The sequence below is a fragment of the Thermoanaerobacterium xylanolyticum LX-11 genome, assembly GCF_000189775.2.
GTDB classification, from domain to species: Bacteria; Bacillota; Thermoanaerobacteria; order Thermoanaerobacterales; family Thermoanaerobacteraceae; genus Thermoanaerobacterium; species Thermoanaerobacterium thermosulfurigenes.
Genome location: NC_015555.1, coordinates 1,191,467 through 1,217,591, shown reverse-complemented (window position 1 = coordinate 1,217,591; position 26,125 = coordinate 1,191,467). Strand labels below are relative to the sequence as shown.

General features: G+C 33.6%; 23 protein-coding genes. 8 read left to right on the top strand and 15 right to left on the bottom strand.

The window, feature by feature from the left end; translation table 11 throughout:
• Positions 1–45 precede the first annotated feature (45 nt).
• Complete coding sequence (locus tag THEXY_RS05865) at positions 46–1,077, bottom strand: AI-2E family transporter (protein ID WP_013787915.1); 1,032 nt, start codon at positions 1,075–1,077, stop codon at positions 46–48.
• 36 nt (positions 1,078–1,113) lie between these two features.
• Positions 1,114–1,260, bottom strand: coding sequence for a hypothetical protein (locus THEXY_RS12630; RefSeq protein WP_013787914.1), 147 nt, complete (start codon positions 1,258–1,260; stop codon positions 1,114–1,116).
• Between the two features lie 379 nt (positions 1,261–1,639).
• Between THEXY_RS12630 and THEXY_RS05860 the strand changes: the two genes are divergently transcribed.
• Positions 1,640–3,295: a transposase gene (locus THEXY_RS05860; protein ID WP_013787913.1), complete on the top strand. Its 1,656-nt coding sequence runs from the start codon at positions 1,640–1,642 to the stop codon at positions 3,293–3,295.
• 143 nt (positions 3,296–3,438) lie between these two features.
• On the opposite strand, the gene amrS is transcribed toward THEXY_RS05860, so the two are convergent.
• The 3 genes from amrS to THEXY_RS05845 all read right to left on the bottom strand — a co-directional run bounded on the left by amrS (position 3,439) and on the right by THEXY_RS05845 (position 7,693).
• Complete coding sequence (gene amrS / locus THEXY_RS05855; RefSeq protein WP_013787912.1) at positions 3,439–4,419, bottom strand: AmmeMemoRadiSam system radical SAM enzyme; 981 nt, start codon at positions 4,417–4,419, stop codon at positions 3,439–3,441.
• Positions 4,416–5,822, bottom strand: a complete 1,407-nt coding sequence (amrA, locus tag THEXY_RS05850) for an AmmeMemoRadiSam system protein A (RefSeq protein ID WP_013787911.1) — start codon at positions 5,820–5,822, stop codon at positions 4,416–4,418. Before amrA ends, amrS begins: the two co-directional genes overlap by 4 nt.
• 587 nt (positions 5,823–6,409) lie before the next feature.
• Positions 6,410–7,693, bottom strand: a complete 1,284-nt coding sequence (locus THEXY_RS05845; protein ID WP_013787910.1) for an IS110 family RNA-guided transposase — start codon at positions 7,691–7,693, stop codon at positions 6,410–6,412.
• A 263-nt stretch (positions 7,694–7,956) separates the two neighbouring features.
• Between THEXY_RS05845 and THEXY_RS05840 the strand changes: the two genes are divergently transcribed.
• Complete coding sequence (locus THEXY_RS05840; RefSeq protein ID WP_013787909.1) at positions 7,957–8,379, top strand: MerR family transcriptional regulator; 423 nt, start codon at positions 7,957–7,959, stop codon at positions 8,377–8,379.
• Positions 8,376–9,830, top strand: coding sequence for an MFS transporter (locus THEXY_RS05835; RefSeq protein WP_013787908.1), 1,455 nt, complete (start codon positions 8,376–8,378; stop codon positions 9,828–9,830). The genes THEXY_RS05840 and THEXY_RS05835 overlap by 4 nt, the downstream gene beginning before the upstream one ends.
• 31 nt (positions 9,831–9,861) lie before the next feature.
• Here THEXY_RS05835 and THEXY_RS05830 read toward each other — a convergent pair whose 3' ends face one another.
• Entirely contained in the window at positions 9,862–13,629 is a 3,768-nt protein-coding gene (locus tag THEXY_RS05830; RefSeq protein ID WP_013787907.1) for a phosphoribosylformylglycinamidine synthase, read from the bottom strand.
• A gap of 347 nt (positions 13,630–13,976) precedes the next feature.
• On the opposite strand from THEXY_RS05830, the gene THEXY_RS05825 reads away from it, so the two are divergent.
• Positions 13,977–15,464: an aminotransferase class I/II-fold pyridoxal phosphate-dependent enzyme gene (locus tag THEXY_RS05825; RefSeq protein ID WP_013787906.1), complete on the top strand. Its 1,488-nt coding sequence runs from the start codon at positions 13,977–13,979 to the stop codon at positions 15,462–15,464.
• A 35-nt stretch (positions 15,465–15,499) separates the two neighbouring features.
• Here THEXY_RS05825 and THEXY_RS05820 read toward each other — a convergent pair whose 3' ends face one another.
• The 8 genes from THEXY_RS05820 to THEXY_RS05785 all read right to left on the bottom strand — a co-directional run bounded on the left by THEXY_RS05820 (position 15,500) and on the right by THEXY_RS05785 (position 21,638).
• Complete coding sequence (locus THEXY_RS05820) at positions 15,500–15,742, bottom strand: SHOCT domain-containing protein (RefSeq protein ID WP_013787905.1); 243 nt, start codon at positions 15,740–15,742, stop codon at positions 15,500–15,502.
• Between the two features lie 56 nt (positions 15,743–15,798).
• Positions 15,799–17,148, bottom strand: coding sequence for a sensor histidine kinase (locus THEXY_RS05815; protein WP_230197666.1), 1,350 nt, complete (start codon positions 17,146–17,148; stop codon positions 15,799–15,801).
• A complete protein-coding gene (locus THEXY_RS05810) occupies positions 17,141–17,830 on the bottom strand; it encodes a response regulator transcription factor (protein ID WP_013787903.1) in 690 nt (229 codons plus the stop codon). Before THEXY_RS05810 ends, THEXY_RS05815 begins: the two co-directional genes overlap by 8 nt.
• Before the next feature lie 104 nt (positions 17,831–17,934).
• The gene (gene trxA, locus THEXY_RS05805; protein WP_013787902.1) at positions 17,935–18,267 is read right to left on the bottom strand and encodes a thioredoxin; all 333 of its coding nucleotides are present in this window, start codon (positions 18,265–18,267) and stop codon (positions 17,935–17,937) included.
• An 84-nt stretch (positions 18,268–18,351) separates the two neighbouring features.
• On the bottom strand, positions 18,352–18,942 hold the full coding sequence (locus THEXY_RS05800) for a TlpA family protein disulfide reductase (protein ID WP_013787901.1): 591 nt from the start codon (positions 18,940–18,942) through the stop codon (positions 18,352–18,354).
• Positions 18,943–18,947: 5 nt separating this feature from the next.
• Positions 18,948–19,610: a cytochrome c biogenesis CcdA family protein gene (locus THEXY_RS05795; protein ID WP_013787900.1), complete on the bottom strand. Its 663-nt coding sequence runs from the start codon at positions 19,608–19,610 to the stop codon at positions 18,948–18,950.
• 90 nt (positions 19,611–19,700) lie between these two features.
• Positions 19,701–20,471, bottom strand: coding sequence for a glucosamine-6-phosphate deaminase (gene nagB, locus THEXY_RS05790; protein WP_013787899.1), 771 nt, complete (start codon positions 20,469–20,471; stop codon positions 19,701–19,703).
• An 18-nt stretch (positions 20,472–20,489) separates the two neighbouring features.
• Positions 20,490–21,638: an ROK family transcriptional regulator gene (locus THEXY_RS05785; protein WP_013787898.1), complete on the bottom strand. Its 1,149-nt coding sequence runs from the start codon at positions 21,636–21,638 to the stop codon at positions 20,490–20,492.
• Positions 21,639–21,921: 283 nt separating this feature from the next.
• On the opposite strand from THEXY_RS05785, the gene THEXY_RS05780 reads away from it, so the two are divergent.
• Complete coding sequence (locus THEXY_RS05780) at positions 21,922–22,260, top strand: hypothetical protein (RefSeq protein ID WP_013787897.1); 339 nt, start codon at positions 21,922–21,924, stop codon at positions 22,258–22,260.
• Positions 22,261–22,429: 169 nt separating this feature from the next.
• Positions 22,430–23,260 (top strand): DDE transposase family protein, encoded by an 831-nt coding sequence (locus THEXY_RS05775; RefSeq protein WP_013787896.1) that lies wholly within the window; start codon positions 22,430–22,432, stop codon positions 23,258–23,260.
• A 34-nt stretch (positions 23,261–23,294) separates the two neighbouring features.
• Here THEXY_RS05775 and THEXY_RS05770 read toward each other — a convergent pair whose 3' ends face one another.
• Positions 23,295–24,491: an IS701 family transposase gene (locus THEXY_RS05770; protein WP_013787895.1), complete on the bottom strand. Its 1,197-nt coding sequence runs from the start codon at positions 24,489–24,491 to the stop codon at positions 23,295–23,297.
• A 117-nt stretch (positions 24,492–24,608) separates the two neighbouring features.
• Between THEXY_RS05770 and THEXY_RS05765 the strand changes: the two genes are divergently transcribed.
• Together THEXY_RS05765 and THEXY_RS05760 are read left to right on the top strand one after the other, a co-directional pair.
• Positions 24,609–25,085, top strand: coding sequence for a transposase (locus tag THEXY_RS05765; protein WP_013787894.1), 477 nt, complete (start codon positions 24,609–24,611; stop codon positions 25,083–25,085).
• A 415-nt stretch (positions 25,086–25,500) separates the two neighbouring features.
• On the top strand, positions 25,501–26,064 hold the full coding sequence (locus THEXY_RS05760; protein WP_013787893.1) for a TMEM165/GDT1 family protein: 564 nt from the start codon (positions 25,501–25,503) through the stop codon (positions 26,062–26,064).
• Positions 26,065–26,125 lie beyond the last annotated feature (61 nt).

Sequence of the window (26,125 nt, the reverse complement as noted above, 5' to 3'; positions counted from 1 at the left end):
TATGTATATTTTACAAGAAAGCCTAATTAAAGTCAACAATTGCTATTATGCCTTAATAAAAATATCCTTAAATATCACTTTTACTACAGCTACGACAGGAACTGACAAAAGCATACCTAATATTCCGAAAAACTGCTCTCCTACCAAAAGAGCAATTATAACTGTTATAGGGTGCAAATCTACATTGTCGCTCATTATTTTTGGAGCTATTATAGCACTTTCGATTTGCTGTACTAAAAAAAATACAACAAATGACCATACGCCTTTATAAAATGAATCCATAAGCCCCATAACAACTGCTGGAATCGAACCTAATATAGGTCCGAAATACGGTATTACATTAAATATGCCAGCTAATATACCTATTAACAAAGAATACTTTACTCTTAATATCATCAGTCCTATTGACGTCAAAAATGTCACTATTAATGAAATATATATTTGGCTTCTAATATAATTACTTAAGACATAGTCAATATCTTTTAAGATTTTCAAAAAAGTTTCTCTCATTTTTTGTGGTATAAACTCGTTAATGCCATTTTTTAAAACTTCTTTGTCTTTTAGTAAGTAAAAAGTAATAATAGGTGATAATATCAAGTTTACAAGATGGCCTGTCATTGAAATAACACTTTGCATTGCTCTGTCAACTATCAATTCCATTTGCTTATCAAACATATTTGCTCGCTTAATGAATATTTTATTAAATTCTTTTGGTAAGTACGATAAATAATCATTTTTAATATTATTAACTTTGTCATTCAATAGGCTAATATAATCCGGTATCATTTTAAAAAGATTTGACATTTCATTTACAATTACTGGAAATATAAAAATAGCAAAAAGCGATACTACAATCATTAGCAAAAAATAAACAATTATTATAGACTGTACTCTTTTTATACCTTTTTTTTCAATGTATGTCACAATTGGATTTATGAGATATGCAAGTATAATAGAAACCAACAATGGCAACAAAATTTCTTTTATTTTATTTGCATTCATGTAAAAAAAATACAATACAACAAGTATTATAATTATCCATGTAAAATATCTAATATATCTTTTGCATATTCTCATATAAAACACCTTTAAATAAAAGGGCTAAAAGCCCTTTTACATTTTATTTGCTCTGTGAGCAATTTTAGTTAAACCCATCTGAATTAATTGTCTAACCCTTTTTGAATTGATTCTCGGTAAAATAAATGCCGCTGCCGCCGCACCAGTTAAGAAACCTTTTAAATATTTTCCTTTGTCATCCATGATAACCCTCCTACCTTTAAACATCAATCGATTTGTCAAGTCAATTTTTTATAAAAGAACACTTCTTTCAATTGATTTTGATGATTTTAGTATTCCACTTTTTTAAATTAGTAAACCTACCATTTTATCTTTTAAAACACCTTTTTAAAACAATTCTAATTTTTAAAGAAAAAAATACACCTAATAAAGTGTATTTTGGGATATGATTAGGTAAAACCATCATATTCTTAAATAAAAGCTTCAAATGTACTATGCGTGACAATTAAAAAATCAGTAATATTTGATTAAGGTGTCAAAAGTATTTTTCATCCATGATAAACTGAAAATATGGTAAAATAGAAATATAAACAAAAAGAAATAGAAGGAGCGATACATAGCCATGGCATTCAAACCAAACGAATATCAACAAATCACAATGGATGACAGATTCTTAAACTTGGATGAAAGGACAAGAAAGTTTGTTTTAAACTCATGGGCAAAAGGCTTTGCTGAAATCATATTTCCAGCAATCAATGAAAAACGCTTTTCCGTATTGTACAGTGACAATCCCGCTTCCCGTCCAAACAGTCCTGTAAACGCAATAATTGGAGCCCTAATACTAAAAGAAATGTTTAATCTTACAGACGACGAACTATTAGCAAGCATCCTATGTGATGTCCGTTTTCAATACGCCCTTCACACTACAAGTTTCAAAAGTCAACCTTTCAGTGATAGGACTTTTAGCCGTTTCCGTGAAAGGCTATATCTTTACAATCTAGAAACAGGAAGAGACCTTCTTCATGAAGAAATGGAAGCCATGGCAAACGTATTTGTAAAATACTTTGATATAAATCCATCAGTAAAAAGAATGGACAGCATTATGGTATCATCCAGTTGCAAAAAAATGTCCAGATTAGAGATACTATACACATGCGTAGCAAATATGGTCAAGGCAGTATACAAAACAGGAGAATATGAGCATCTCAAAAACATGGAACATTACCTAGACGAAGACGATAGAAATAAAACAATCTATCATAGAAAAAACGAAGAAATAACAAAAAGACTTCAAGAAATAATTGAAGATGCCTATACACTAACAAAAGAATTAGGAGAAGCATACGCTGAATTACCAGAATATCAGCTATTACAGCGTGTGCTAAAAGAACAAACAGAAATAACAGCAGAAGGCAAAATAGTACCAGTAGAAAAAGAAAAAATAAGCCCTGATAGTCTCCAAAACCCAAGCGATCCAGATGCAACATATCGCAAAAAAGCAAGAAAAGACCATAAAGGCTATGTAGCTAACATAGTAGAAACAATAGACGAAAAAGGCTCCATAATAACCGGCTATGACTATGATGTAAACACACACAGCGATAGCAGCTTTTGTAAAGAAACGATAGAAAAGCTTGGGAAACAAGAAAAAGAAATAACAATAATAGCAGATGGAGCTTACAGCAGCATTGAAAACATAGAACTAGCAGATAAAAATAATATCGAACTAATAACAACAGCCCTTATAGGAAAATTACCAGATGAAATACAAAGTGAATTTGAATTAAATGAAGTAACGCATGAAGTAGTCAAATGTCCAAGAGGAGAAAAACCATACAAAACAAGATACTATGAAAAAACAGGATTATATAGAGCATCCTTCAATAAAAAAACATGTGAACATTGTCCACTAAGAGAAAAATGTGGAGCGAAGCTACAAAAGAAATCAGCGTATGTATTGATAACAGCAAAAACAATACAAAGAGCAAGCTACTTAAAAAAGATGTCATCAGAAGAATACAGCACGCTTCAAAAGATAAGAAATGGAGTAGAGGGCATTCCATCAATACTAAGACGTAAATATCATGTAGATGTGATACCTGTAAGGGGATTAGTGCGCTCAAAAATCTGGTTTTCATTCAAAATAGGAGCCATAAATGCAAAAAAAGCACTAAAAATGGCAGCAGAGATGGCTGCGGTTTTTTACAAAAATATCAAAGTCAGATTTATTCTTACAAAATCAGGTAAAAATCAAGCAAAGTTATCATTAGTAGCTTAAAAAATGCTTCTTATGACACTCAAATCTTAGTTTGATTTTAAAATTAAAAACGAGTTACAATAAGTTATATTATTCGCCAAAAACCTATTGTAACTCGTATTTTTATTTAAATTATCTCTTAACTTCTTTTATGTAAAGTTTCTTTATATAAAACCGTAAAAACCTTTCCCACATTTACCACATTTATTATTTTCTATTCCAACAACATGTACATAACCTTTTCTTTTAATCAAGAGATGTCCGCAATTAGGACAATAAGTATTGCTGTCAAATCCAGATACATTGCCTAAATATACATAATTCAGATGCTTTTTTGCAATGGCATAAATATCTTCAAGCACTTTTATCGGTGTTTCTGGATTTTTCATCTTATATCGAGGAAAATACTTAGAAAAATGTATAGGTATATCTTTGTTTATACTTGATATCCATTTGCAAAGTCCTTCAATTTCAGTATAGTCGTCATTTTCCCCTGTCACCACCAATGTTGTTATCTCTACATGACAGTATAGTACAGCTTCTTCAACAACTTTCAAAACACTTTCCAGATTTCCATGACATATTCTTTTATAATATTCATTAGAAAAAGCCTTTACGTCTATATTTACTGCATCAATATATTTAATAATCTCTCTTAAGGGATCGATATTTATATACCCGTTTGTCACAAGCACGTTTTTAAGACCTTCTTTATGTGAAATTTTTGCGGAATCTAACACATATTCATACCAGATCGATGGTTCATTATAAGTGTACGCAATTCCTACATTACCTTGCTGTTTCTTTGCGATTTCTACCAATTTACTTGACGATAGGTATTCCCCTTCCAGCCTTTGTTGAGATATCTCCCAATTTTGACAAAATTGACATCTTAGGTTACAACCGTATGTTCCAACAGAAAGTATGTAGCTGCCAGGCATGAAATGATATAAAGGCTTTTTTTCTATTGGGTCCATAGCTATAGATGCAATTTTCCCATAATTTTCAGAGTATAACACTCCACCTTCATTTTTTCTAGCGCGACAAAAACCATATTTCCCATCGTTTATTATACAATTTTGCGGACACAATAAGCAGTGTACACTATCGTTATCTATCTTCTCATAATAGAGTGCTTCTTTCATTTATGCCTCACAACCTCAAATCTTTCGATAGTATACTTTTCATCCGGTGCAATGCCAGCTTTTCTAAGTGCGATAGATATCTGCCGATCAACTGTATCAACCCCATCAAGATCTGGCAATAAGAGCCCACTTTTATAACCGCTTCTTACGATTACGCCGTACTTTTTTGCATCCAGATAATCTTTTGATTTTACAACCTCAGGTTTTGTCAAAACATCAACTGAATACACTATGTCGTCAAGTTCATCTATCTCAACAGGATAGAACCTCGGATCTTCTGTACCAGCGCTAACTGCATTTCTTATGATTTCTTCTGCGATATTATTCTTTGAAGGATATATGGTGCCTATACACCCTCTTAATTCTCCATTTTTATGCAATGATACAAATACTCCTGCTTTATTTTTTGTCATTTCATCTGGCAGATTATCCGGTACATTCATTATACTATTGTTTTTCAAATAATACTCAAGGCTTTCTCTTGCTAATTTCACATAAGCATCTTCTGATTTCCTTATATTATCTATTCTCTCTTTTTTTATTTTATACAGTTCATCTAATAATCCCATGCCTGTGTAACTTTCGGAAATAAATTCAGCAACACCGTATCCTACGCCAAAAGGACCTTCATAAGATAAAATGTTAGTCTTCACCTTGTAGCCATCCAGTACACCCAACATGACGCAAACAGATCTAAATCCACATTCAGCAGCATCACTTATAAGTTCTTTATCCATATTGATTATTTCTTTCACTTTAAAATCTCTTAACAAGTTCAACAATTTCTCATCAAAAACCTTTCCATTCGGTGTATACCCATTAGGACTGTTTGGCGTTAATTTGTGTGATAAATCACCACTTGCAATAAATACCACATTTCTATCGCTTTCCCTTATGGATTTCCCTATTTGGACTCCAAAATCATATAACTTTTCAAATGGCAAAAAACCATATGACATTCTTATGAGATTAAAAGTTTCGAAATGCTTCTTTACAAAATATAATGGAACGATGCATCCATGGTCAAGTTTTTGGGAAAGCTTAAATCTACTTATCATTTTGTCATCTATCTTTGCTATAGGTATTTTTCCATTTTCTGCATTTTTAACTATGTCTTTTGCTAATGATAAATCGCTTTGAAACTTCATCTTTACATTGTATGCTCCAAACTGACCTAAATCACCTTCAATTTCTTCCATCATATCTATAGATACAGCATCACTAAATACATGCGCATGTGGTGAAATGATAATTATAGTATCTGGTCTTTGATTTTTTATATTTAGAGATGCTTTTTCAAAGGAATCTATCGTCTTTTGAATTTTATGTTCTTCCCCTCGTCCCACCTCATGAACAATTATAGGCGGGTGCGGCATCAAATATGCTGACATTAATTTACCCATAATCCTACCTCCCTCTATAATCTTTGATTTTCTTTTAATATCTCACTCATTCTCAGATTCTCACAATCTCCCTCTATAATCTTTGATTTTCTTTTAATATCTCACTCATTCTCAGATTCTCACAATCTTCAAAGAAGCCCTCATGTATATCAATGCTATTTATTCATGAATTTTACATGTGGTAGGTAACCTAAATAAGCTTCTATTGTTTTTCCATATTTTGGCCTATGGTTTCCACTTAAGCTCATGTGGCATACCCTCCCATGTCTCACAGGATCTTTGTCCTTAATTCCTTCGTTCTGCCTTACATGAGGTGGATGTCAGTTATGCTCCATTGCTGGGTCTTATGCCCTTATGGTGAAATTACCAACCTGACAATTCCGGCTCTCTTTGTCAATCTTCGAATTTTTAAATTGAGTTTTTAACTTTATTTGTCTTATTTTTGGCACCGCTTAATTATTCAAACCATCGCAGGAGCGAGGCTGTCAAGGGTTAGCTTTGTGAAGTGAAACGCAGCAAAGCTGAGACGTGGTCCTTGCCCTTGACTGACGAGTGACTGCGGTGTATCATCACCACGGCGGTGCAATTTATGCAGCATTCCTAATCTCTGGTCTTTTTATGTCTCTTAACATCTTATTTCCGTCGTATTTTACTCCTTTTTTCAGTATGGCAAAAAATACTCTGATTAACTTGCAGCATAAAACTATTATGGACTGTTTCTTTTTTAGCGGGTTTTCTTTTCTTGTGGTGTAGTATTTGTGTAATTCCTGAAATTCTTTGTTGTTTGCAAGTATGGGCATCATCATTTTGTATAAAGCACTTCTTAGTCTCCTTCTTCCTCTTTTGCTTATGGTGGTTTGCCCTTTATGCTGCCCTGAACTATTCTCAACCAGATTGTAACCCGCAAACTTCTGGATTTGCTTTGGATGCTCATATCTTGTTATATCGCCAACTTCAGCAATAAATGTTGCTGCTGTTATTACTCCTACACCTCTTATACCTAGCATTTCACTAGCATCAGGTACTTGCATAAAAAGCTCTTCTATTTTGCTTTCTATTTCTTTAATCTGCTTTACTATCATTTCGTACTGTTCAAGTATAATTTTTATCTCTATCTCTGCCATTTCAATGCCATCTCTTTTACCAACACTTTGACTCGCAGCTTCTATAAGCTTTAAAGCCCTCTTTATACCTACAGCACGATTAACTTCTTTCTTCCAAGCTGCAAGTATTTCCTCAGCTCTAATACCTATTATCTTTGCAGGCGTTGGAAATTCTTTTAATGTTATCAGTGCCGCTTTCCCTTCCCAATCTGCAAAAACTTTATTAAACTCAGGGAAATATATATCAAGCCATCTTGCAACCCGGTTTTTTATCTTGTTTAAGTCCTTTGTAAGCATTTCCCTTATGTCTACTGCAATTCTAAGCTCGCTGTATATACCATCAGGTATATTAGGTTCAACATATCTTCCATCTTTAACTAGCATTGCAATTGTCTTAGGGTCTTTCCTGTCATTTTTAGTTGGCGAGTTGTCATCAAATTCTTTACTTCTTTTTACGTGGAATGGATTTACCAATACCACCTTATGGTTCTTATCTCTAAGAAACTGTGCAAAGCAAAGCCAATAATGTCCCGTTGGTTCCATACCAACCATCAAATGCTCTTTGTTGCTTTTATTCATAATTTCTACAGCCCATTTAAAGAATTTTTCCATTCCATCAATGTCATTGCTAAATTCAATACGCTTACCGTATTCTATTCCTCTAAAATCAAAAGCTCTAGCGTGGTGTGTCTCTTTAGCAATGTCTACACCTACAATTAATGTCTTTTCTGTTATTTGCAATATCTTTAAATTTTGGTTATACTTCATATTAGGTACCTCCTTGTTATTTTGAGAGTCGTGTTCATGAACAATCGACATCTTGTATTTTATCAGGAGGTACTTTTTATTTCAAATCTTATATTTTTTTATTACAGGAATGCTCCACATTGGTTATAATTACCTTTCAAGTATATATTATACCTCAAATAATGTATTTTAAAGTTTTTTCTTATGAAAATTATCAAATTATTTTACATTAACCTTGACGTTAATGTTAACTAGTAGTAAAATTATTCGTTGGAGGGTTTATGATGGAAAAAAAATATTACAAAATAGAAGATGTTTCAATAAAAACAGGTTTGACAAAAAGGGCTATTAGGTATTATGAAGATTTAAATCTTATTTCACCCAAAAGGACGGATTCAGGATACAGATTGTACACCGATGAAGACATAGAAAAAATTCAAAAGATAATATCTCTGAAAGATTCACTTGGCTTCAGCTTATCTGAAATCAAGGAAGCATTAGAACTAGATAAAAATGTCAAAGATATATTATCTGGTGAAGTTGCAGATGCAGAAACAATCGATAACTACGCTAAATTGATTGAAAAGCAAATAGAATTGATTGAAGAAAAGAATAAAAAACTATTGATGGCAAAACAAAAATTTGAGGAGCTATTACTAAATTTGTCTAAGTTAAAGCAAAAATCAAAGGAGGCAGACACAATATGAAAAATATCAGTTACAAGTGGATAGCATTATCCTGTACCACTCTTGGAGCCCTTTTTTCAGTATTAAATGGCAGTATGCTTTTAATATCACTTCCTGATATTATGAAAGGTTTAAATGCCAACATGGGTATAATCATGTGGATCGTAATGGGATATATGCTTTCATTGACAATATTAGTACCAGCAATCGGTAGAATAGCCGATATGTTTGGAAGGAAAAAATTATACGTATCAGGTTTTGCCATATTTACCATTGGTTCGTTACTATGTGGTATTTCAAATAGCGGACTACAACTGCTTATATACAGAATAGTGCAGTCAGTTGGCGGTTCTTTAATGGTTGCTAATAGCACAGCAATCGTAGCAGACGCTTTTCCAAAAAACGAATTAGGAAAAGCTCTTGGCATAAACAGCATGGTAGTCAGCATAGCATCAGTAATAGGTCCAATATTAGGAGGCTTCTTGACGAGTTTAGGATGGAGATATATATTCTATATAAATGTGCCATTTGGAATTATAGGTACTCTATGGGCATTGATTCAGCTAAAAGAGCTTGACAAAATACCTGAAGGCCAAAAATTTGATTTAAAAGGTACACTTCTTTTTACAGTAGGATTATTGCTGTTTTTAATCGCGTTGTCTTTCGGTGGATTCGTAGGTTGGTACAACAAGTCAATCATAACTCTATTCATAATATCAATAGCATTGATTTTGGCATTTGTTTATGTTGAAAATACTACCGAACAGCCCATGCTGGATTTAAGATTGTTTAAAACGAGAATCTTGGCATTTGCTTTTGGAAGCACACTGCTTAACGGTATTGCAAGAGGCGCAGTAACATTTTTGCTCATATTCTATCTTCAAGGAATAAAAGCAATGGACCCATTAAAGGCAGGAATATTCTTAGCACCTTTTGCACTATCTATGATGATCGTATCGCCAATAAGCGGATACTTATCTGATAAATACGGTGCAAGAGCATTAAGCTCTATAGGTCTTTTTATTTCGGCTATCGGCTTATTGGGATTTGTAAGAATTTCACCTAAAACATCACTTACAGAGCTTATCGTTTGGATGCTTATTATGGGATTTGGGTCCGGCATGTTCTTCTCACCTAATACAAGCGAAATAATGGGCTCTGTCCCATCTGACAGAAGGGGTATTGCTGCCGGCACGAGAACAATGATGAACAACGCTGGACAGGTAATAAGCATAGCATTATCAATGGCAATCGTGTCATCCAGCATAACTCCTGAAGCGATGCAAGCTCTTTTCGTCGGCACACAAGTCGGTTCAAAAGGTATTGCCATAGCACAATTTATATCTGGGCTAAGAGAAGCGTTTTTGATATCAATGATATTTAGCTTAATAGCATCGTTTATATCATACTTAAGAGGTCCAAAACCAGACTGGAACCAAAGCTCTCACAAGATAAAAACAGAAGAAACATAAAAGGTTACAGAATCGTAACCTTTTATGTTTCTTATTTAAAATATTCGACACCAGCTTCAAATATCTTTTGATCTTTGTTGCCGTATATATTTTTAGCCACGTTCTTTCCAATTCTCTCAGAATGTCCCATCTTACCAAGTATTCTACCATCAGGACTTGTGATGCCTTCTATAGCCCAATAAGAGCCATTAGGGTTGTAAGGCATCTCCATTGTTGGATTTCCATCCATGTCTACATACTGTGTGGCAATTTGCCCATTCTTTTTTAACATATCTAAAACATCATCATTTGCAATAAATCTTCCTTCTCCATGTGATACAGGTATTACATGAATGTCGCCACATTTGACATTGTTAAACCATGGTGAAATATTCGACGTTATCTTTGTCCTGACATAGCATGATACATGTCTACCGATCGTATTAAATGTCAGCGTCGGATCACTCGAATCAATGTCGCGAATCTCTCCATAAGGAAGTAAACCAAGTTTTATAAGTGCTTGGAATCCGTTGCATATACCCAGCATCAAGCCATCACGATATTTTAGAAATTCCATAACAGCATCTTTAACTTTTGGATTTCTAAATACCGTTGCAATGAATTTTCCAGAACCATCTGGTTCATCGCCAGCACTGAATCCACCTGGCAACATGATTATCTGAGAATTCTCTATGAGTTTAACAAGCTCATCGATGGATGCATCTATATCAGCTCCTGTTAAATTCTTAAAAACATGCATTTCAACCAAAGCACCGGCCTTTTCAAAAGCTTTTTTGCTGTCATATTCGCAATTGGTACCAGGAAAAACTGGCATTAAAACTCTAGGTTTTGCTACTTTAAGGCTTGCCCTAAAGGAATTATTTTTGTTGTACATAATATTCGGTATTTGTCTAATGTTTTCTTCCGCAACCGTAGGAAAAATTGTTTCAAGTGGTTTCTCCCAGTGTTTTTTCGCTTCATCAAGATGGATTTTAACATCTTCTAAAATTATATACGGCTCATCAATCGTCCTGCCTAAAATTTTATAATCAATTCCTTTTAAATATTTATCATCATCAAAATCACCATCTACTTCTATTATTAAAGAGCCGTATTCAGAAACGAAAAAGTCCACATCACTTATATTCGCCTCCAATTGGAAACCTACCATATTCCCAAAAGCCATCTCAGTGATGCATTCAGCAATTCCGCCGTATTTTACCGAAGATGCTGCTAATATTAAATTTTCATTTAATAGTTCATTGACCTTATCAAAATTCCTTTTTAGTTTTTTGAAATTTGGTAAATCTTGTTGATTTCTTTCCGCCTTAATAATTATTACTTTATCACCGCTTTTCTTAAATTCTGAAGATATCACTTTATTTGCGTCAGCAGTTGCAACAGCAAATGCTACCAATGTAGGAGGCACATCCATATCCATAAAAGTACCTGACATGCTATCTTTACCGCCAATTGCAGGTATGCCTAAAGCTTTCTGTGCGTATAAAGCACCTAACAATGAGCTAAATGGTTTTCCCCACCTTTTAGGGTCTTTTCCTAATTTTTCAAAATACTCTTGAAGTGATAGCTTAATCTTTGTATAGTCACCACCCATTGCCACAATTTTAGATACCGCCTCAATAATTGCATAAACAGCACCATGGAAAGGACTCCATTTCGACAGTTTAGGATTGTATCCAAATGCCATCAATGTTGCCGTATCCGTATCTCCTTCTAAAACAGGTATTTTGGAGGCCATACCTTCAGATGGCGTCATCTGATATAAACCGCCAAATGGCATCAAAACAGTTGAAGCACCAATTGTGGAATCAAACATTTCAGTCAATCCTTTTTGACTACACACATTTAGATCCTCAAGATTCCTAAGCCACAATTCCTTTATATTGTTCATTGATTGGGCAGATTTTAACCGTTCAAAATAGCTTTCAGAACTAATACTGTCTACGATGACATCTGTAAATTGAGAAATTCCATTTGTATTTAAAAATTCTCTGCTTATATCCACAATGACCTTTCCATGCCAAACCATTTTTATTCTCATATCGTCTGTGACTTCTGCGACTTTAGTAGCTTCTAAATTTTCTTCTTTTGCAAGCTCTATAAACTTTTCAGCGTCTTCTGGTGCTACTAATACAGCCATTCTTTCTTGTGATTCAGATATAGCAAGTTCTGTCCCATCTAAACCTTCGTATTTCTTCGGTATTGCATCGAGGTTAATTAAAAGCCCATCACTTAATTCTCCAATTGCAACAGACACACCACCTGCTCCAAAATCATTGCACTTTTTTATCATTTTTAAAACATCAGGATTTCTAAAAAATCTTTGAATTTTTCTTTCTGTTATAGGATTGCCTTTTTGTACTTCTGCACCACTTGTATAAATGGATTCTTGCGTGTGTTCTTTTGAAGAACCTGTGGCACCGCCACAACCGTCTCTTCCTGTCCTACCACCCAACAAAATCACTACATCGCCTGCCGTTGGCTTTCCCCTAAAAACATTTTTCTTAGGAACTGCACCTATTACCGCACCTATCTCCATTCGTTTAGCTACATATCCTTCGTCGTAAATCTCTGAAACTTGTCCTGTAGAAAGTCCTATCTGATTCCCATATGAACTGTAGCCGTGGGCTGCTTCCTTAGTAATCTTTCTTTGCGGCAATTTGCCTTTTATAGTCATCTCAACTGGCGTTCTTGGATCTCCGGAACCTGTAACGCGCATCGCCTGATACACATAGGCCCGGCCTGATAAAGGATCTCTAATCGCTCCTCCAAGGCAAGTAGCTGCACCTCCATAAGGCTCTATTTCTGTAGGATGATTGTGTGTTTCATTTTTAAACATTACAAGCCATTTCTCGCTTTTACCATTTATGTCTGCATCGACTACGATACTACATGCATTGTTTTCATCAGATTCATCAAGATCGTCAAGCAGTCCCCTTTTTCTCAATTCTTTCATTCCTATTGTAGCTATGTCCATAAGGCACATTGGTTTCTTGCTTTCGCCATAGACAAATTCTCTGGAGTTTTTGTATTCATGAAAGGCTTTTAAGATAGGTTCATTGTATTTCCCATCACAAATTTTCACATCATTGATGTTTGTAAGAAATGTGGTGTGGCGGCAGTGATCGGACCAATAGGTATCAATAACTCTTATCTCTGTAATTGTAGGATTACGTTTTTCTACATCTTCAAAATAGGAATGACAGAATTTAAAATCTTCCAAGCTCATTGCCAAATTTAGCTTCTCATAGAGCTTTTCTATTGAAACATCATCAGATTCAACAAAGCCATCAAGAACTTCCACATCATCGGGACAATCAACTTCTAAATCAACAGTTTCTCTTTTATCTAATGAAGCTTCTCTTGAATCTACAGGATTAATGCAATAGTTTTTTATTTTATCAAATTCCTCATCTGTCAATTTGCCACTTAAAACTATAACTTTTCCACAAAATACTTTTGGTTTAAAACCGTTTGTAAGTATTTGAATACATTGTTCAGCAGAATCAGCCCTTTGATCATACTGTCCTGGTAAAAATTCGATAGCAAACACTCTATCATCTTTCTCATATGGCAAATCTTCAATGTGTACATCATCAAGATTTGGCTCTGAAAAGATCGTATTAACAGCCTTTAAAAAAACATCTTCAGATAATCCTAAAACATCATACCTGTTTATCACCCTTACGCTTTCAAGACCAGAAATATTGAGATTGTTTTTAAGATCATCAAAAAGTTTTTTTGCTTCAATATTGTATTGCGACTTTTTTTCTACATAAATTCTTTTTACATCACTCACAAAATATCTCCCCCATTTAGCCTAAATTACGAACTTTGTAATATTATAATATATAATACATCTTAAATCAATAAGTATTTTGACTAATAAAATCCGAACATTTAATGATAACTTTGTAATTAAGTTTGTTTATAACGTCTATATGTCATCTTCATCGGTTCTGCATATTATATAACAAAAAACTTAAAAAAGAAAAAAATTTATATTGAAATCTAAAAAAATATATCTTATAATAAATTGAAAACATAATAAAGTGTATTTTCGCTCTGCAAAGGCCCGAACCGATTGCAACGAGGTTCAGGCTTTTATTCTGGGAGCCAAACTTATGAAAGAGGGTGTTTATCAAGTTGGAAAAGCTAAATCATTTTGAAACTCCATTATTCGATGCATTAATGGAGTATGTCAACAACAACACCATACCATTTCATGTCCCAGGTCACAAAAAAGGCAATGGAATGGCTAAAAAGTTTTTTGATTTTGTAGGTAAAAATGTATTATCAATGGATGTTACTGTGTTTGAACAAGTTGACAGCCTTCACAAGCCTACCGGTCCCATTAAGAAAGCTCAGGAATTAGCTGCCGATGCTTTTGGTGCCGATGCTACATTTTTTGTCATCCATGGGACATCGGGAGCTATTCAGGCTATGATCCTAAGTGTTATGGGAGAAAATGAAAAAATAATTGTTCCACGAAACATTCACAAATCTGTTACATCAGGTATTATCTTAAGTGGTGCTATCCCAGTTTATATGCAACCTGAAGTTGATAAAAATGTAGGCGTTGCTCTTAATGTGACTCCTGAAACTGTGGAGGAAGCATTAAGAAACAATCCTGATGCAAAGGCTGTTTTAATTATAAATCCGACTTACTATGGTGTTTCTGCAGACATTGTAAAAATTGCTGAAATAGTCCATGACTACGGAGCTGTACTGATGGTGGATGAGGCCCATGGACCACACCTAAAATTCAACGAAAAACTTCCTATTTCAGCTATGGAAGCAGGTGCTGACATCTGCGCACAAAGCACTCATAAGATAATAGGCTCTATGACGCAAAGCTCTATGTTGCACGTCAAGTCAAAAAGGATTGATATAAACAGAGTGAAACAAGTTATGAGCCTGTTACAGACCACAAGTCCCTCTTACATTTTATTAGCATCACTTGATGTTGCAAGAATGCAGATGGTAACAGAAGGAAAAGAATTGTTGGACAGGACAATTGAACTTGCAGAATACGCTCGTCGAGAGATCAACAATATAAACGGTCTTTATTGTTTCGGAAACGAAATTGTAGGGCGAGATGGAGCGTATGATTTTGACCCGACAAAAATCACTATTACCGCTAAAGGCCTTGGCATAACAGGTCATGAATTAGAAGATATACTAGCGAAAAAATACTACATTCAACCAGAATTAGCCGATATGTACAATACATTGTGTGTATTTTCCATAGGCGACACAAAAGAAAATGTAGATTACCTTATAAGGGCATTGAGGGAAATCAGTGAGACACTGTACAAGGACAATGTAGAAATGTCGAAAGCTTTAGATATGCCAGAGATACCAGAAATGGTTTTATCTCCCAGATATGCATTTGAATGTTCTAATATCGCCTTGCCTTTGGAAGAAAGTATTGGGCAGATTAGCTCAGAATTTCTAATGGCATATCCTCCCGGTATCCCAATATTATGTCCTGGCGAAAGGATAACCAGAGAAATCATAGAATATGTAATTGAAATGAAAAATGCCAAGCTAAGCATTCAAGGAACAGAAGATCCAAATGTGGAATATATAAAAGTAGTCAACGATTTGCAGATATTGAATATAACAGCATAAAGAGCCCTACGAAAAGTAGAGCTCTTTTTTATAAATTATTTTTCTTCTAAGTTTCTTTTGCGCTCTTTATATTCTTCTTCGCTTATCTCTCCTCTTGCATATCTCTCTTTTAAAATCTCAAGCGCATCACTGCCTCTTTGTGAGCCTTTTTTGTTCTGAAACAGTGAAACAATGAAATATATTGCACCAACTACTATTACAACTTGAAGTATCATCCAGATGAGGCCAAAAATTATGCCTCCACCGTAACCCCATCCATTCATTAATCCCCACATCATAATATCATCCTCCTTCAAATCTATTATATGACAAAATTGTGAAGAATTCATGAATTTTAATTAATTATCGGCAATTTTACTGTGAATTTTGTCCCTTGATTTAAAATACTTTCAACATTTATGGTACCATTATGAGCTTTTATTATGGCCTTAGCAATTGATAATCCTAAGCCACTGCCACCATAATCCCTGCTTCGTGACTTTTCACTCCTGTAAAATCTTTCGTATATAAAAGGCAAATCTTCTTTCGGTATGCCTATGCCGTTGTCAGAAACTGTAATCACTGCAAATTGTCCTTCATTGTACAGTTTTACTTTTATGTTTCCACCTTCACCTGTGTATTTATTAGCATTTACAAGCAGATTAATCAGTACCTCTGATATTCTATCTTTGTCTGCAACCACAAAAATGTCATCTTCAATATTTTTCTCCAAATGCTGATTTTTATTGATAAAAATGCTTTCGTAATTTATCAATAAACTTTTAATCAATTCCGACAAATTGAATCTTACTTTATTTATCTTTAGATTGTCAATTTCTATTTTATTCAATAATTCAATATCATTTATGAGATTAGACAATCTTACAACTTCTTCATAAAGGCTTACAATCCTTTCTTTAGATGGCTCCCAAACACCGTCAATTATAGCCTCTAAATGACTTTTAAGGGTTGACAAAGGCGTTCTCAATTCATGTGCTATATTTTGCGTCAACTGTGCTCTTAGCATCCCTTGACTTTTTAATGATGCGCCAAGATGATTTATGGCAGCAGTTAATGCAAGCAATTCCTCCTCTTTTGGTATTTCTTCTACTCTAACGTCGTAATCTCCACTTTCTAATTTACTGGCTACTTTTGCTATATTCAAAATAGGCTTTGTAAGATATTTTGCAACATATATGCTTATTATCAACACCAATGCAATCGTCAATATTGTTATTAATGCGATATATTTATTTACATTGTACAAAAACTTATAATCCAGTTTGCTCATAGGCATTTTACCGCTATACGTTATATCAACGTAAGCAACCTTTTTGCCATCTACAACTATCGGGAGAGTTTGGGTTGATATTTTGCTACTACTTGCCATACCCATCATTGAAAGCATTGATGGCGTTTTAATTAATATATTGCCTTTCAAATCCCTAACCACAATGTCATACCCACTCATCATTAATGTATGTGCCATTCTATTGCCTGTCTCATTCCAACTGTCCGTCTCCTTGTACGTTTCAGCGATTGATGAAGCAATGTTGTCAAACTGCACATTTGCTGACTGTTTAATGTAAATTCCAAAATTGTTTATTATTAAAATATTTATGGTAATGCTGAATACGACTATCGATAATAAAGCAATAGATATAAACGATACAGCAGTTTTAGTTCTTATATCATTTTTAATCATTTTCTTCACCAAATTTATAACCTGCCCCATACACAGTTTTTATATATGTTGGATTTTTGGGATCATCTTCTATCTTTTGCCTCAAGTTTTTTATATGAGCGTCTATCGTCCTATCGAAACCATCAAAATCGTAGCCAAAAGCTTTTTCAATAAGCTCGCTTCTTGTAAATACCTTGTTGGGATTTTGCACCATAACGGTCAACAACTTGTACTCATTTGGCGTTAAATTGACAATCCTGCCTTTTTTCTTCACTTCGTATGATCTTGTGTCAATTACAAGATCGCCATCATTAAACATAAATATATCATTTAATGGCAGATCATTCTTTGTCCTTCTAAGTATAGCCTTAACTCTCATCGTCAACTCTCGAGGACTAAATGGCTTCGTTAAGTAATCATCTGCACCAATTGTAAAACCATATACCTTATCATCTTCACTTACTTTAGCAGTAAGCATTAAAATTGGCACCTTCGATAAAGCTCTTATTTTTCTGCATATTTCTTCGCCAGACATACCCGGCAGCATTAAATCTAATATGACCAAATCTGGATTTACAGTTTTAAAAGTATTTAAAGCATTGGCACCGTTAGTCTCAGTTAAAACGGTGTACCCTTCCTTTTCAAGATACGCTTTTATAACATCCAAGATTTTCTCTTCATCATCTATTGCCAGTATTTTCATTGCAAAACACCTCAGATATATTATACATTACAATTGTGAAGAATAAATGAAAAAAAGATACCACAATCTAAATTATGGTATCTTTTTATAGATCTTTCACAAACTTATACCTGTGCATCTATATATCTTGCAAGCCTGTATTCTAATTGTTCTTTTGGCATAAATCCGATAACTTTGTCAACTAATTGTCCATTTTGAAAAACACCTAACGTAGGAATGCTCATTATCCTATATTGTGATGCAATCAAAGGATTCTCGTCAACATTTAACTTTACAACCTTTATTTTATCAGAATATTCCTCTGCAACTTCTTCCAATACAGGTGCCATCATTCTGCAGGGTCCACACCATGCAGCCCAAAAGTCAACTAAAACAGGCTTATCGGAATTATACACCTCAGTATCAAAGTTCATATCTGTTACGTTAATAGGTTTCATCACTATCCCTCCTTTATACTGTACCCCCGGTATATGGGTCATCGCTAAATTAAATATACCACCTTTTTAACAAATTGTCAATAATTATTGAGATATTGTCTTAAAATATTCATCTACCTCGTCGTATGTCATTGCACCATTGCTTATAGCCCTTATTATACCATCTTTGTCAATGAAAAATGACATCGGTATAAATTGAACTTTGTAATCCATGGCTACTTTTGCATCGCTGTCTAAAAGGACATTGAAACTATAACCCTTTCCTGAAAGATAATTTTCAACAGTTGATTTATCCTCACCAATATCTATCGCCAATAGGACAACATCATTTTTGTTATTCTCATAAAACTTGTTTAATTCAGGCATCTCAATTTTACAATATGGACATGTTGTAGCCCAGAAATTTAATATGACCTTTTTCCCTCTTAGCTTTGATAATGTTACTGTTTTCCCATTTACATCTTTTAGCGTAAAATCCGGTGCTAAATCGCCTTTTTCAATACCTACTTGAGCATTGCTGGTAGCATTATTCGCATTCTGGCTCTTTGTTTGACTTGATACTACGTAATTGTTCAAAAAGTAAATTGAAATTCCCAATATCAAAACTAAAACTACTAAAACAGTCAATATCACATTTTTGTTGCTGCTCTTTGACTTCTTCTTATTTGATTTCACTCAAATCACCTCAAAATATTAATGTAACTTTCAAACCTTATAATGAGATTAAAATACATCAAAATTCCGAAAATTATCAAAAATAAACCGCCAATTTTTTCAATATACGGCATGATAAAATTCATCTTTTTGTAAAATGCTTTAAATCTATCAATTAGTATAGCAGCTACTATGAATGGAATTCCAATTCCTAATGAGTAAGCAAACAGCAGAAGAACCCCAACATACACAGTGTTTTGTTCACCTGCATATAAAAGGATAGTCGCAAGTATAGGACCAACACACGGCGTCCAACCAGAGGCAAAAGCTATGCCAAAAATGAAACTGCTAAAATACCCCTCCTTTTTGTTAGAAACATTAAGTTTTACTTCTCTGCTCAGAAAAGCCGGCTTTATGATACCCATCATATAAAGTCCAAATAATAATATTATTATACCACTGGCTTTTCTAAATAGAACTTTGTATGAAACAAAAAATTTCCCCAATTGACTGGCCGTAGCTCCCATGAGGACAAAAACGATGCTGAAACCTAATACAAACAAAAACAAATTGAAAAAATTTTTCTTCTTTCCGCCGAAAATATACGTCACGTAAACGGGTATTAGCGGTAAAATGCATGGCGAAAAGAACGAAACAATACCACCTAAAAACGCTGCAAATAAAGACACTTAAATCCCCCTTACCCCCTATAGAGGGGTCGTTTACTTTAATTATACTACATCGAATTTTTAAAAACAAATAAAGCTATAAACGATTGTCTATAGCTTTGAAATAACATCGACATTCTCTCTTGCTATCTCTAAATCTATCAAAGATGCAGCATCGCTGTCTATTACAATTGTAACATCAGGATGTAATGACAAAACAGTTGACGGAACATCTGTCGTAAGATAGCCGTTTAAAGTTTCTTTTATAGCTTTTGCTTTGTTTTTACCAGATGCCAATAATAAAATTTTCTTTGATTTCATTATCGTGCCAAGCCCCATTGTTACAGCTTTTCTCGGAACTTCGTCAATGCTTTTGAAAAATCTTTTATTTGCATTTATTGTTTCTTCTGCCAAATCCACTATATGTGTCTTTGTATTTATATAGTCATCAGGCTCATTAAAACCAATGTGCCCATTAACACCTAAACCTAGCAATTGAAGATCAATTTCTCCAAACTTTTCTATTTCCTCATCGTACAACCTGCAGTCTCTATCAAAATCGTCTGAAACCCCTTTGGGTATATGAATATTATCCTTTTTTATATTTATATGATTGAATAGATTTTCATACATGAAGTAGTGATAGCTTTGAGGATGGTCATCTGGCAGTCCTACATATTCATCAAGGTTAAAGGTTATGACGTAGGAAAAATCAATCTCTCCATTATTGTACATCCTGATTAACTCTCTATAAGTCCCAAGAGGAGTAGAACCAGTAGCAAGACCTAATACAGAGTTTGCCTTTCTGTTTATCTGATCTTTTATGATTTCTGCTGCAGTTTTGCTCATATCATCGTAGTCATTTGTTATTATTAATCTCACAAGAATCATCCTTTCATTTTATATTAGTATTAAGTAATTTGTCTTAAGAAGAACATCAGCAGATGCTCCTATTGCGGCGGCATCTTCGTTTAGCTTTGTATATATGATCTTTACATCAAACGGGACCATTTTATCAATTAGCTTTTTTATACTATCTACTATATCGATGCCTAAGTTTATCACATCGCCTGCTATGACTATAAGCTCCGGATTTAATATGCTTATGATGTTAGCAAAACCCATGCTTAAATTTTCTATAAATTCGTTAAAAGCCCTAATGCAAATCTCATCTTTTGCCAAATAGCCATTAACAAAATCCTTTATCGTACCAAATTTTCCATTCGACATATTCTTTAGCGACGAGACAAGACCTAAAAGCGATGCTTTGCTTTCAAAATACCCATAATCTTCGTAAAAATACTTTTTGTCTAAAATATCTCTGCCTATAGCCATGTAGCCAACTTCTCCTGCTGAGTATTTATGACCCCTTACCAATTTCCCGTTAATGTATATTCCAGAACCAATGCCATTTCCTACTGTTACCAAAACAAAATTGTTGACATCTTTGCATGAACCGATCCATCTTTCACCCAATGCTGCATAATTAACGCTGTTGTCGATAAATATGTCATAGTCAAACACTTCTTTTAACTTAAGAAGGAGATTAAAGTCAACCCACGAAAGCCCCGGCGCATACACTGTTCCTTTTTCTATATTTGTTATGCCAGGAGCTCCAACCCCTATGCCTGCAATATCTTCTTGATATTCTAATAGTTCTTTAATGATTTTAACTGTATTTACGAAAGCTTCATCTTTTATTCCTGTAGGTCTTTTTATCTTTTTTATTATTTTTCCTTCCAAATTTGTAAGCACTCCAATTGTATTTGTCGATTCTATATCGATGCCTATTGAAAATTTCGCATTAGGATTAAAAGTAAGCTCAATAGGTTTTCTGCCTGCGGATGCGGTATTTCCAAATCCCTCTTCAGTAACAAGCCCTTCCTTTATCAATTCATCTACTATTCCTGATACTGTCGACTTGCTCATATTAAGGATTTTTGAGATTTTCACGCGAGAAATTGGCTGCATTTTTTTAATGACATCCAAAACATTTGCCGTGTTTATATTTTTGATAAGATAATTAGTGCCTTTTCGATACTGCGTCAATCTATCACCTCCCTAATTAGTTCATAGTCCGAACCAAATTCCTTTAAAAAATTAGTTCGAGCCTCGAACTTTTATCTAATAATATTATACCATTAAAAATGTGCTTTTGTAAATAATTTTTACATACGACTTAGGAGGAATTTCTAAAAGTGTAGAAAAGACTAATTAACGATATTGTAGACTACAAAAATAAAATTCATTGGTCCCCCGGTTTTAGATTGAATTAATAAGTTAAAGTTGTATAATAATTCTAAAGTTAGAATGTTTCAATGAGGTGTTATTTATGAAAGACAATGAGCCGAATAAAAAAAATGAATTTGAGAAGGAATTAGATGACCTAAAAGAATGGGAGGAAAACCAGTACAACCCCGGCTATTATATAGGAACAGGGCGGATTCCTGAACCCATAAAAGGAGTTGGCAAATACCCTTTTATACAAATAATCATTGGCTTGATAATATTATTACCCATAATAGTTGCCATAATCGATGAGACAAATGTGCTAAATATAATAGCATTTATAATACCAGCCATAATTGGGTTTTCTCTCGTTTACGGAGGAATAATAAAATTAATAAACATGAAAAAAATTAGAAAAGGAAACCAGAGATTTCGCATTTAAAAAATTATAGAGTGATAAACACGTTGATTTATATAATTTAACTAAGAGCAGCTAGAAATATGTGATTTTCCGTTTTTTACTGGAAATTGAAAGAAAAAAATTTGCAAAATAAAAGCATCCTTTCTATAATATGTTTTGCGAAAACCTAAATAGAAAGGATGCTGATAAAATGAACAAAAGTTATTTAAAACAAATGCTTATTTACTTCTCTAAGATATACCATCTTGGAGAAAAAATCAATACCCTAAAAGATAAAAGAGCAAAATCTTCAGTAAAAATTTCAACAGTTACCTTTGTAGTATTATTTGGATTTATGCTTCAAATAAGGAGTTTTAATAGGTTGGAACATTGGCTTAAAAAAGGTAAATTTAAAAAAGTATTACCTAAAAAGACTAAAATTCCTCGTATTGACACTATTAGGCGTGTTTTAAGCAATTTTGATTTAGATGGCTTAAATGAACTTAATAATAGTATAATCAAGACAAGTACAAAAAATAAGGTTTTTAGAAAAGGAACTATAGATGGACTAAAAGTTGTTGCAATAGATGGTGTAGAGTTATTTGAAAGCACTAATAAGTGCTGTGATAATTGTCTTACACGAGTCCAAAAGGACGGGATTACTCATTACTTTCATAGGTCAGTAATATGTGCATCTGTAGGTTCTGATCCACATCTTATCATAGGTCAGGAAATGCTTGAACCTAAAAGAGATGCTTCAGATAAAGACGAAGGAGAAATCACAGCAGGCAAGCGTCTAATTAGAAAATTGCATAAAGAATTTCATCATTTTGCAGACATTATAGTAGCTGATGCATTATATTGCAAATCTACTTGGATTAAAGAAGTATTATCAATAGGGATGGATGCAGTAGTAAGGGTTAAAGATGAAAGACTTAATATAGTTAAGGATGCACTTGGTTTATTCAAGTGTCGAGAAGCAGATAAAGAATGGACTGTTAAGAAAAAAAGTAACAATTATACTATAGATGAGAAAAATTGATAACAAATATTACCATCAAATAGATGCACTACACCTATGCTAATTGTAGTTCTGCTAAAATTTCATTAATAGGTACTTTATTATTAGCTCGCTCATACAGCCATTGAACACGCTGCTTTTGTACTTCTTTGCGTACTATTTTTATTCCTTGCCCAAATTTATAATATTCGTCACCTGAAGTCGTACAATACAGGTATGTCAATGATATAAGCCATAATAATCTATCTATTGATTTTGTTGAGCGTACTTGATATGTATTTAGTCCAAGATTATTCTTTGTCTGCCTAAAGAATATTTCTATAGGCCATCTCTGACTATAGTATTTTAGAATAGTCTCAGTATCTAATTCAGTATCAGTACAGATAAATGCATGTAGAGCCTTCTGATTTTTAAAAGCTTTCTCAGGCCAACACAATACTACTACAGCATTATCTATTCCATTTAAGGCTCCTTCATAGCGATATACACAGTAATTAGAACCGTTCACTGTAACGAGGTGAACTTCGTTCTTTTCGATATATTGGGCAAAGTCTTTTATCTGAATTCTAATGCCTTGTGGATAGATAATTCTGTTAGTTTTTAGTGCTCCTATGAGATGGTATCCTCTTTCGAAATGTGCTTCTATTACTTTTTTGTTTATGTACCATGAATCACATAGTCCATATGCTGGTCCTTTAGGTATTGGAAGCATAGATACCATTTCGCATATTCTTTCGATTTTGCTTTTGCCACCTTTTTCATAGCGCTCAATACAGTAAGGTAATACCACATTGCCGCAAGATAGCATCATGGTAAGAAGTTGATGTCCCCAAACTTGCTTCCCTTTTAAATGTGATTGATGGAATCCTGTTGCCTGGATAGTATGTTTAGCCTGTAACGAAGGCTTTGTCTTCTCAGCAATAGTATCATCAAAAATCACAAATATCGGCTTGTTGCTAGTTTGGGATAATTCAAATATAATGCGAATAACTTCTCGCCTTATAGCTCTCCATGCATACTCTATATTCCAAACACCTTGGCTTAAGAATTTGCCAAATGTAGTTCTATGGCAATTAGCAAGGCTTAAATTAACTATATCTGTAACAGTACCACTATAACCTTTTTGAGTGGCAGCAATTATAAATTCTACAATATGACGAATAACAGGTTTAGTAAAATATAATGCAAAATTTAATTTCATTAAGTACTGGATTATTGATGAATTTTCTGTTATTCTTTTATTATGAGACATTTGCTCCACTCCTATGATTAATATTGTTATAGGGTAACAACATATTAATACCATAGAAGCGAGCATTTGTCTCTATTTTTTATTAAATTTTTTCATGTAAGTTTATTATGGTAATTTATGTTAGTGAATTTTCTCATCTATAGCAATTATATTAAAATAAAGGCCTGGGACGAAGACAATTTTCAAATGCCTAATTCCGACATAGAAGTAAGGTTTATAAAATTTATAGAGGAGATACATAGCTCAAGCAAAGTAGAAACAAAAGAATCATGGATAATAACTACCTCTAAAGTTACTTCAGTAGAAACTCTATGGAAAATAATACATAAAAGATGGGAAATTGAAAACAATGCTTTTCATCAATTAAAAACAGAATGGCACTTAAATCACTGTTTTATGCACAGTCCTGAGGGTGTAGAAACTGTGTTAATGTTTATAATAATAGCATTTAATTTGATGCAATTATATTTCTTCAGGTGTATAAGAAATTTTAGGGAAAAGCATATGCTTCAAATAGATATTATTGAAGATATAAAAGATGAGATATTTATCATAGAAACTGGATGGAGTAATCCACTGTTTGTGAAGACATAATTTGAAACAAAACTGGAAATTCATTATTAAAATTCATGGGGTAAGGGGAAAGTATAACTTTTTTAGCATCTAAATGGATTTACTATTACCATATATTCAACTAGATGTAAAATATAAAAATTCTTGTAAAGATAAATTTTTTGCTGGAATTTTGATGCGAAATCTCTGAAAGGAAACAAGTTGCATTGACATAATTTTTTGACTTATTATATAATGAAGTTATGACTTTTAAAAAATATTATATAATTTATCTATGTAAAGGGGAGTAGTTCACATATATAAATATGTGGCAAAGTCAACATGCTGGTTTTAACCTGGCTTTGCCTTAAAGAATGAGACCTTTACGTAATATGTTGCACATATTATGTAATAGGTTTTATTTTTTTGGCATACTAATTACAAGGAGGCAGATTTGATGAATGCTTTAATATCGTCTTTTATTCTCGTTTTTGCATCTGAAATGGGCGACAAGTCACAGTTTATGGCTATGGCATTTGCCACATTTATAAAAGCCAGAACTGTCTTAATTAGCATATTGATCGCTGCCCTTTTAAATATGGGTATTGCAGTTTTGTTTGGCTCATTTATTACAGAGTACATACCGATAAAATACGTGAAGCTATTGGCTGCCATATCTTTTTTAATTTTTGGGTTGATTACATTAAAAAATGGCCATGAAGGACATGAAAAAATCAGAAAATCCAAATACGGTCCGGTTTTCACCATAATAAGTACATATTTTATTTCGGAATTTGGAGATAAGACACAGCTTTCGACATTAGCACTTACTGCCACATACAAAAATCCTGTATTTGTTTTATTAGGCGCTACTGCAGGAATTTTTATGGCCGATGTCATCGGAATCGTATTGGGAGTTTATTTAGGTAAGAAATTGCCGACAAGGCTTTTACACTACATATCAGCGATCATTTTTATAATATTTGGCTTTATCACTTTGTACGAAGCAAAAACATTATAAAAGCAAAATGGATACCTTTCGGTATCCATTTTGCTCCTCTTAGCCTCTCAATTTTGCATCA

Coding starts and splice junctions, on each gene's coding strand:
- THEXY_RS05865 (WP_013787915.1), bottom strand. CDS start 1,077: ATGAGAATATGCAAAAGATATATTAGATATTTTACATGGATAATTATA.
- THEXY_RS12630 (WP_013787914.1), bottom strand. CDS start 1,260: ATGGATGACAAAGGAAAATATTTAAAAGGTTTCTTAACTGGTGCGGCG.
- THEXY_RS05860 (WP_013787913.1), top strand. CDS start 1,640: ATGGCATTCAAACCAAACGAATATCAACAAATCACAATGGATGACAGA.
- amrS (WP_013787912.1), bottom strand. CDS start 4,419: ATGAAAGAAGCACTCTATTATGAGAAGATAGATAACGATAGTGTACAC.
- amrA (WP_013787911.1), bottom strand. CDS start 5,822: ATGGGTAAATTAATGTCAGCATATTTGATGCCGCACCCGCCTATAATT.
- THEXY_RS05845 (WP_013787910.1), bottom strand. CDS start 7,693: ATGAAGTATAACCAAAATTTAAAGATATTGCAAATAACAGAAAAGACA.
- THEXY_RS05840 (WP_013787909.1), top strand. CDS start 7,957: ATGGAAAAAAAATATTACAAAATAGAAGATGTTTCAATAAAAACAGGT.
- THEXY_RS05835 (WP_013787908.1), top strand. CDS start 8,376: ATGAAAAATATCAGTTACAAGTGGATAGCATTATCCTGTACCACTCTT.
- THEXY_RS05820 (WP_013787905.1), bottom strand. CDS start 15,742: ATGATGTGGGGATTAATGAATGGATGGGGTTACGGTGGAGGCATAATT.
- THEXY_RS05815 (WP_230197666.1), bottom strand. CDS start 17,148: ATGATTAAAAATGATATAAGAACTAAAACTGCTGTATCGTTTATATCT.
- THEXY_RS05810 (WP_013787903.1), bottom strand. CDS start 17,830: ATGAAAATACTGGCAATAGATGATGAAGAGAAAATCTTGGATGTTATA.
- trxA (WP_013787902.1), bottom strand. CDS start 18,267: ATGAAACCTATTAACGTAACAGATATGAACTTTGATACTGAGGTGTAT.
- THEXY_RS05780 (WP_013787897.1), top strand. CDS start 21,922: ATGAAAGACAATGAGCCGAATAAAAAAAATGAATTTGAGAAGGAATTA.
- THEXY_RS05775 (WP_013787896.1), top strand. CDS start 22,430: ATGAACAAAAGTTATTTAAAACAAATGCTTATTTACTTCTCTAAGATA.
- THEXY_RS05770 (WP_013787895.1), bottom strand. CDS start 24,491: ATGTCTCATAATAAAAGAATAACAGAAAATTCATCAATAATCCAGTAC.
- THEXY_RS05765 (WP_013787894.1), top strand. CDS start 24,609: ATGTTAGTGAATTTTCTCATCTATAGCAATTATATTAAAATAAAGGCC.
- THEXY_RS05760 (WP_013787893.1), top strand. CDS start 25,501: ATGAATGCTTTAATATCGTCTTTTATTCTCGTTTTTGCATCTGAAATG.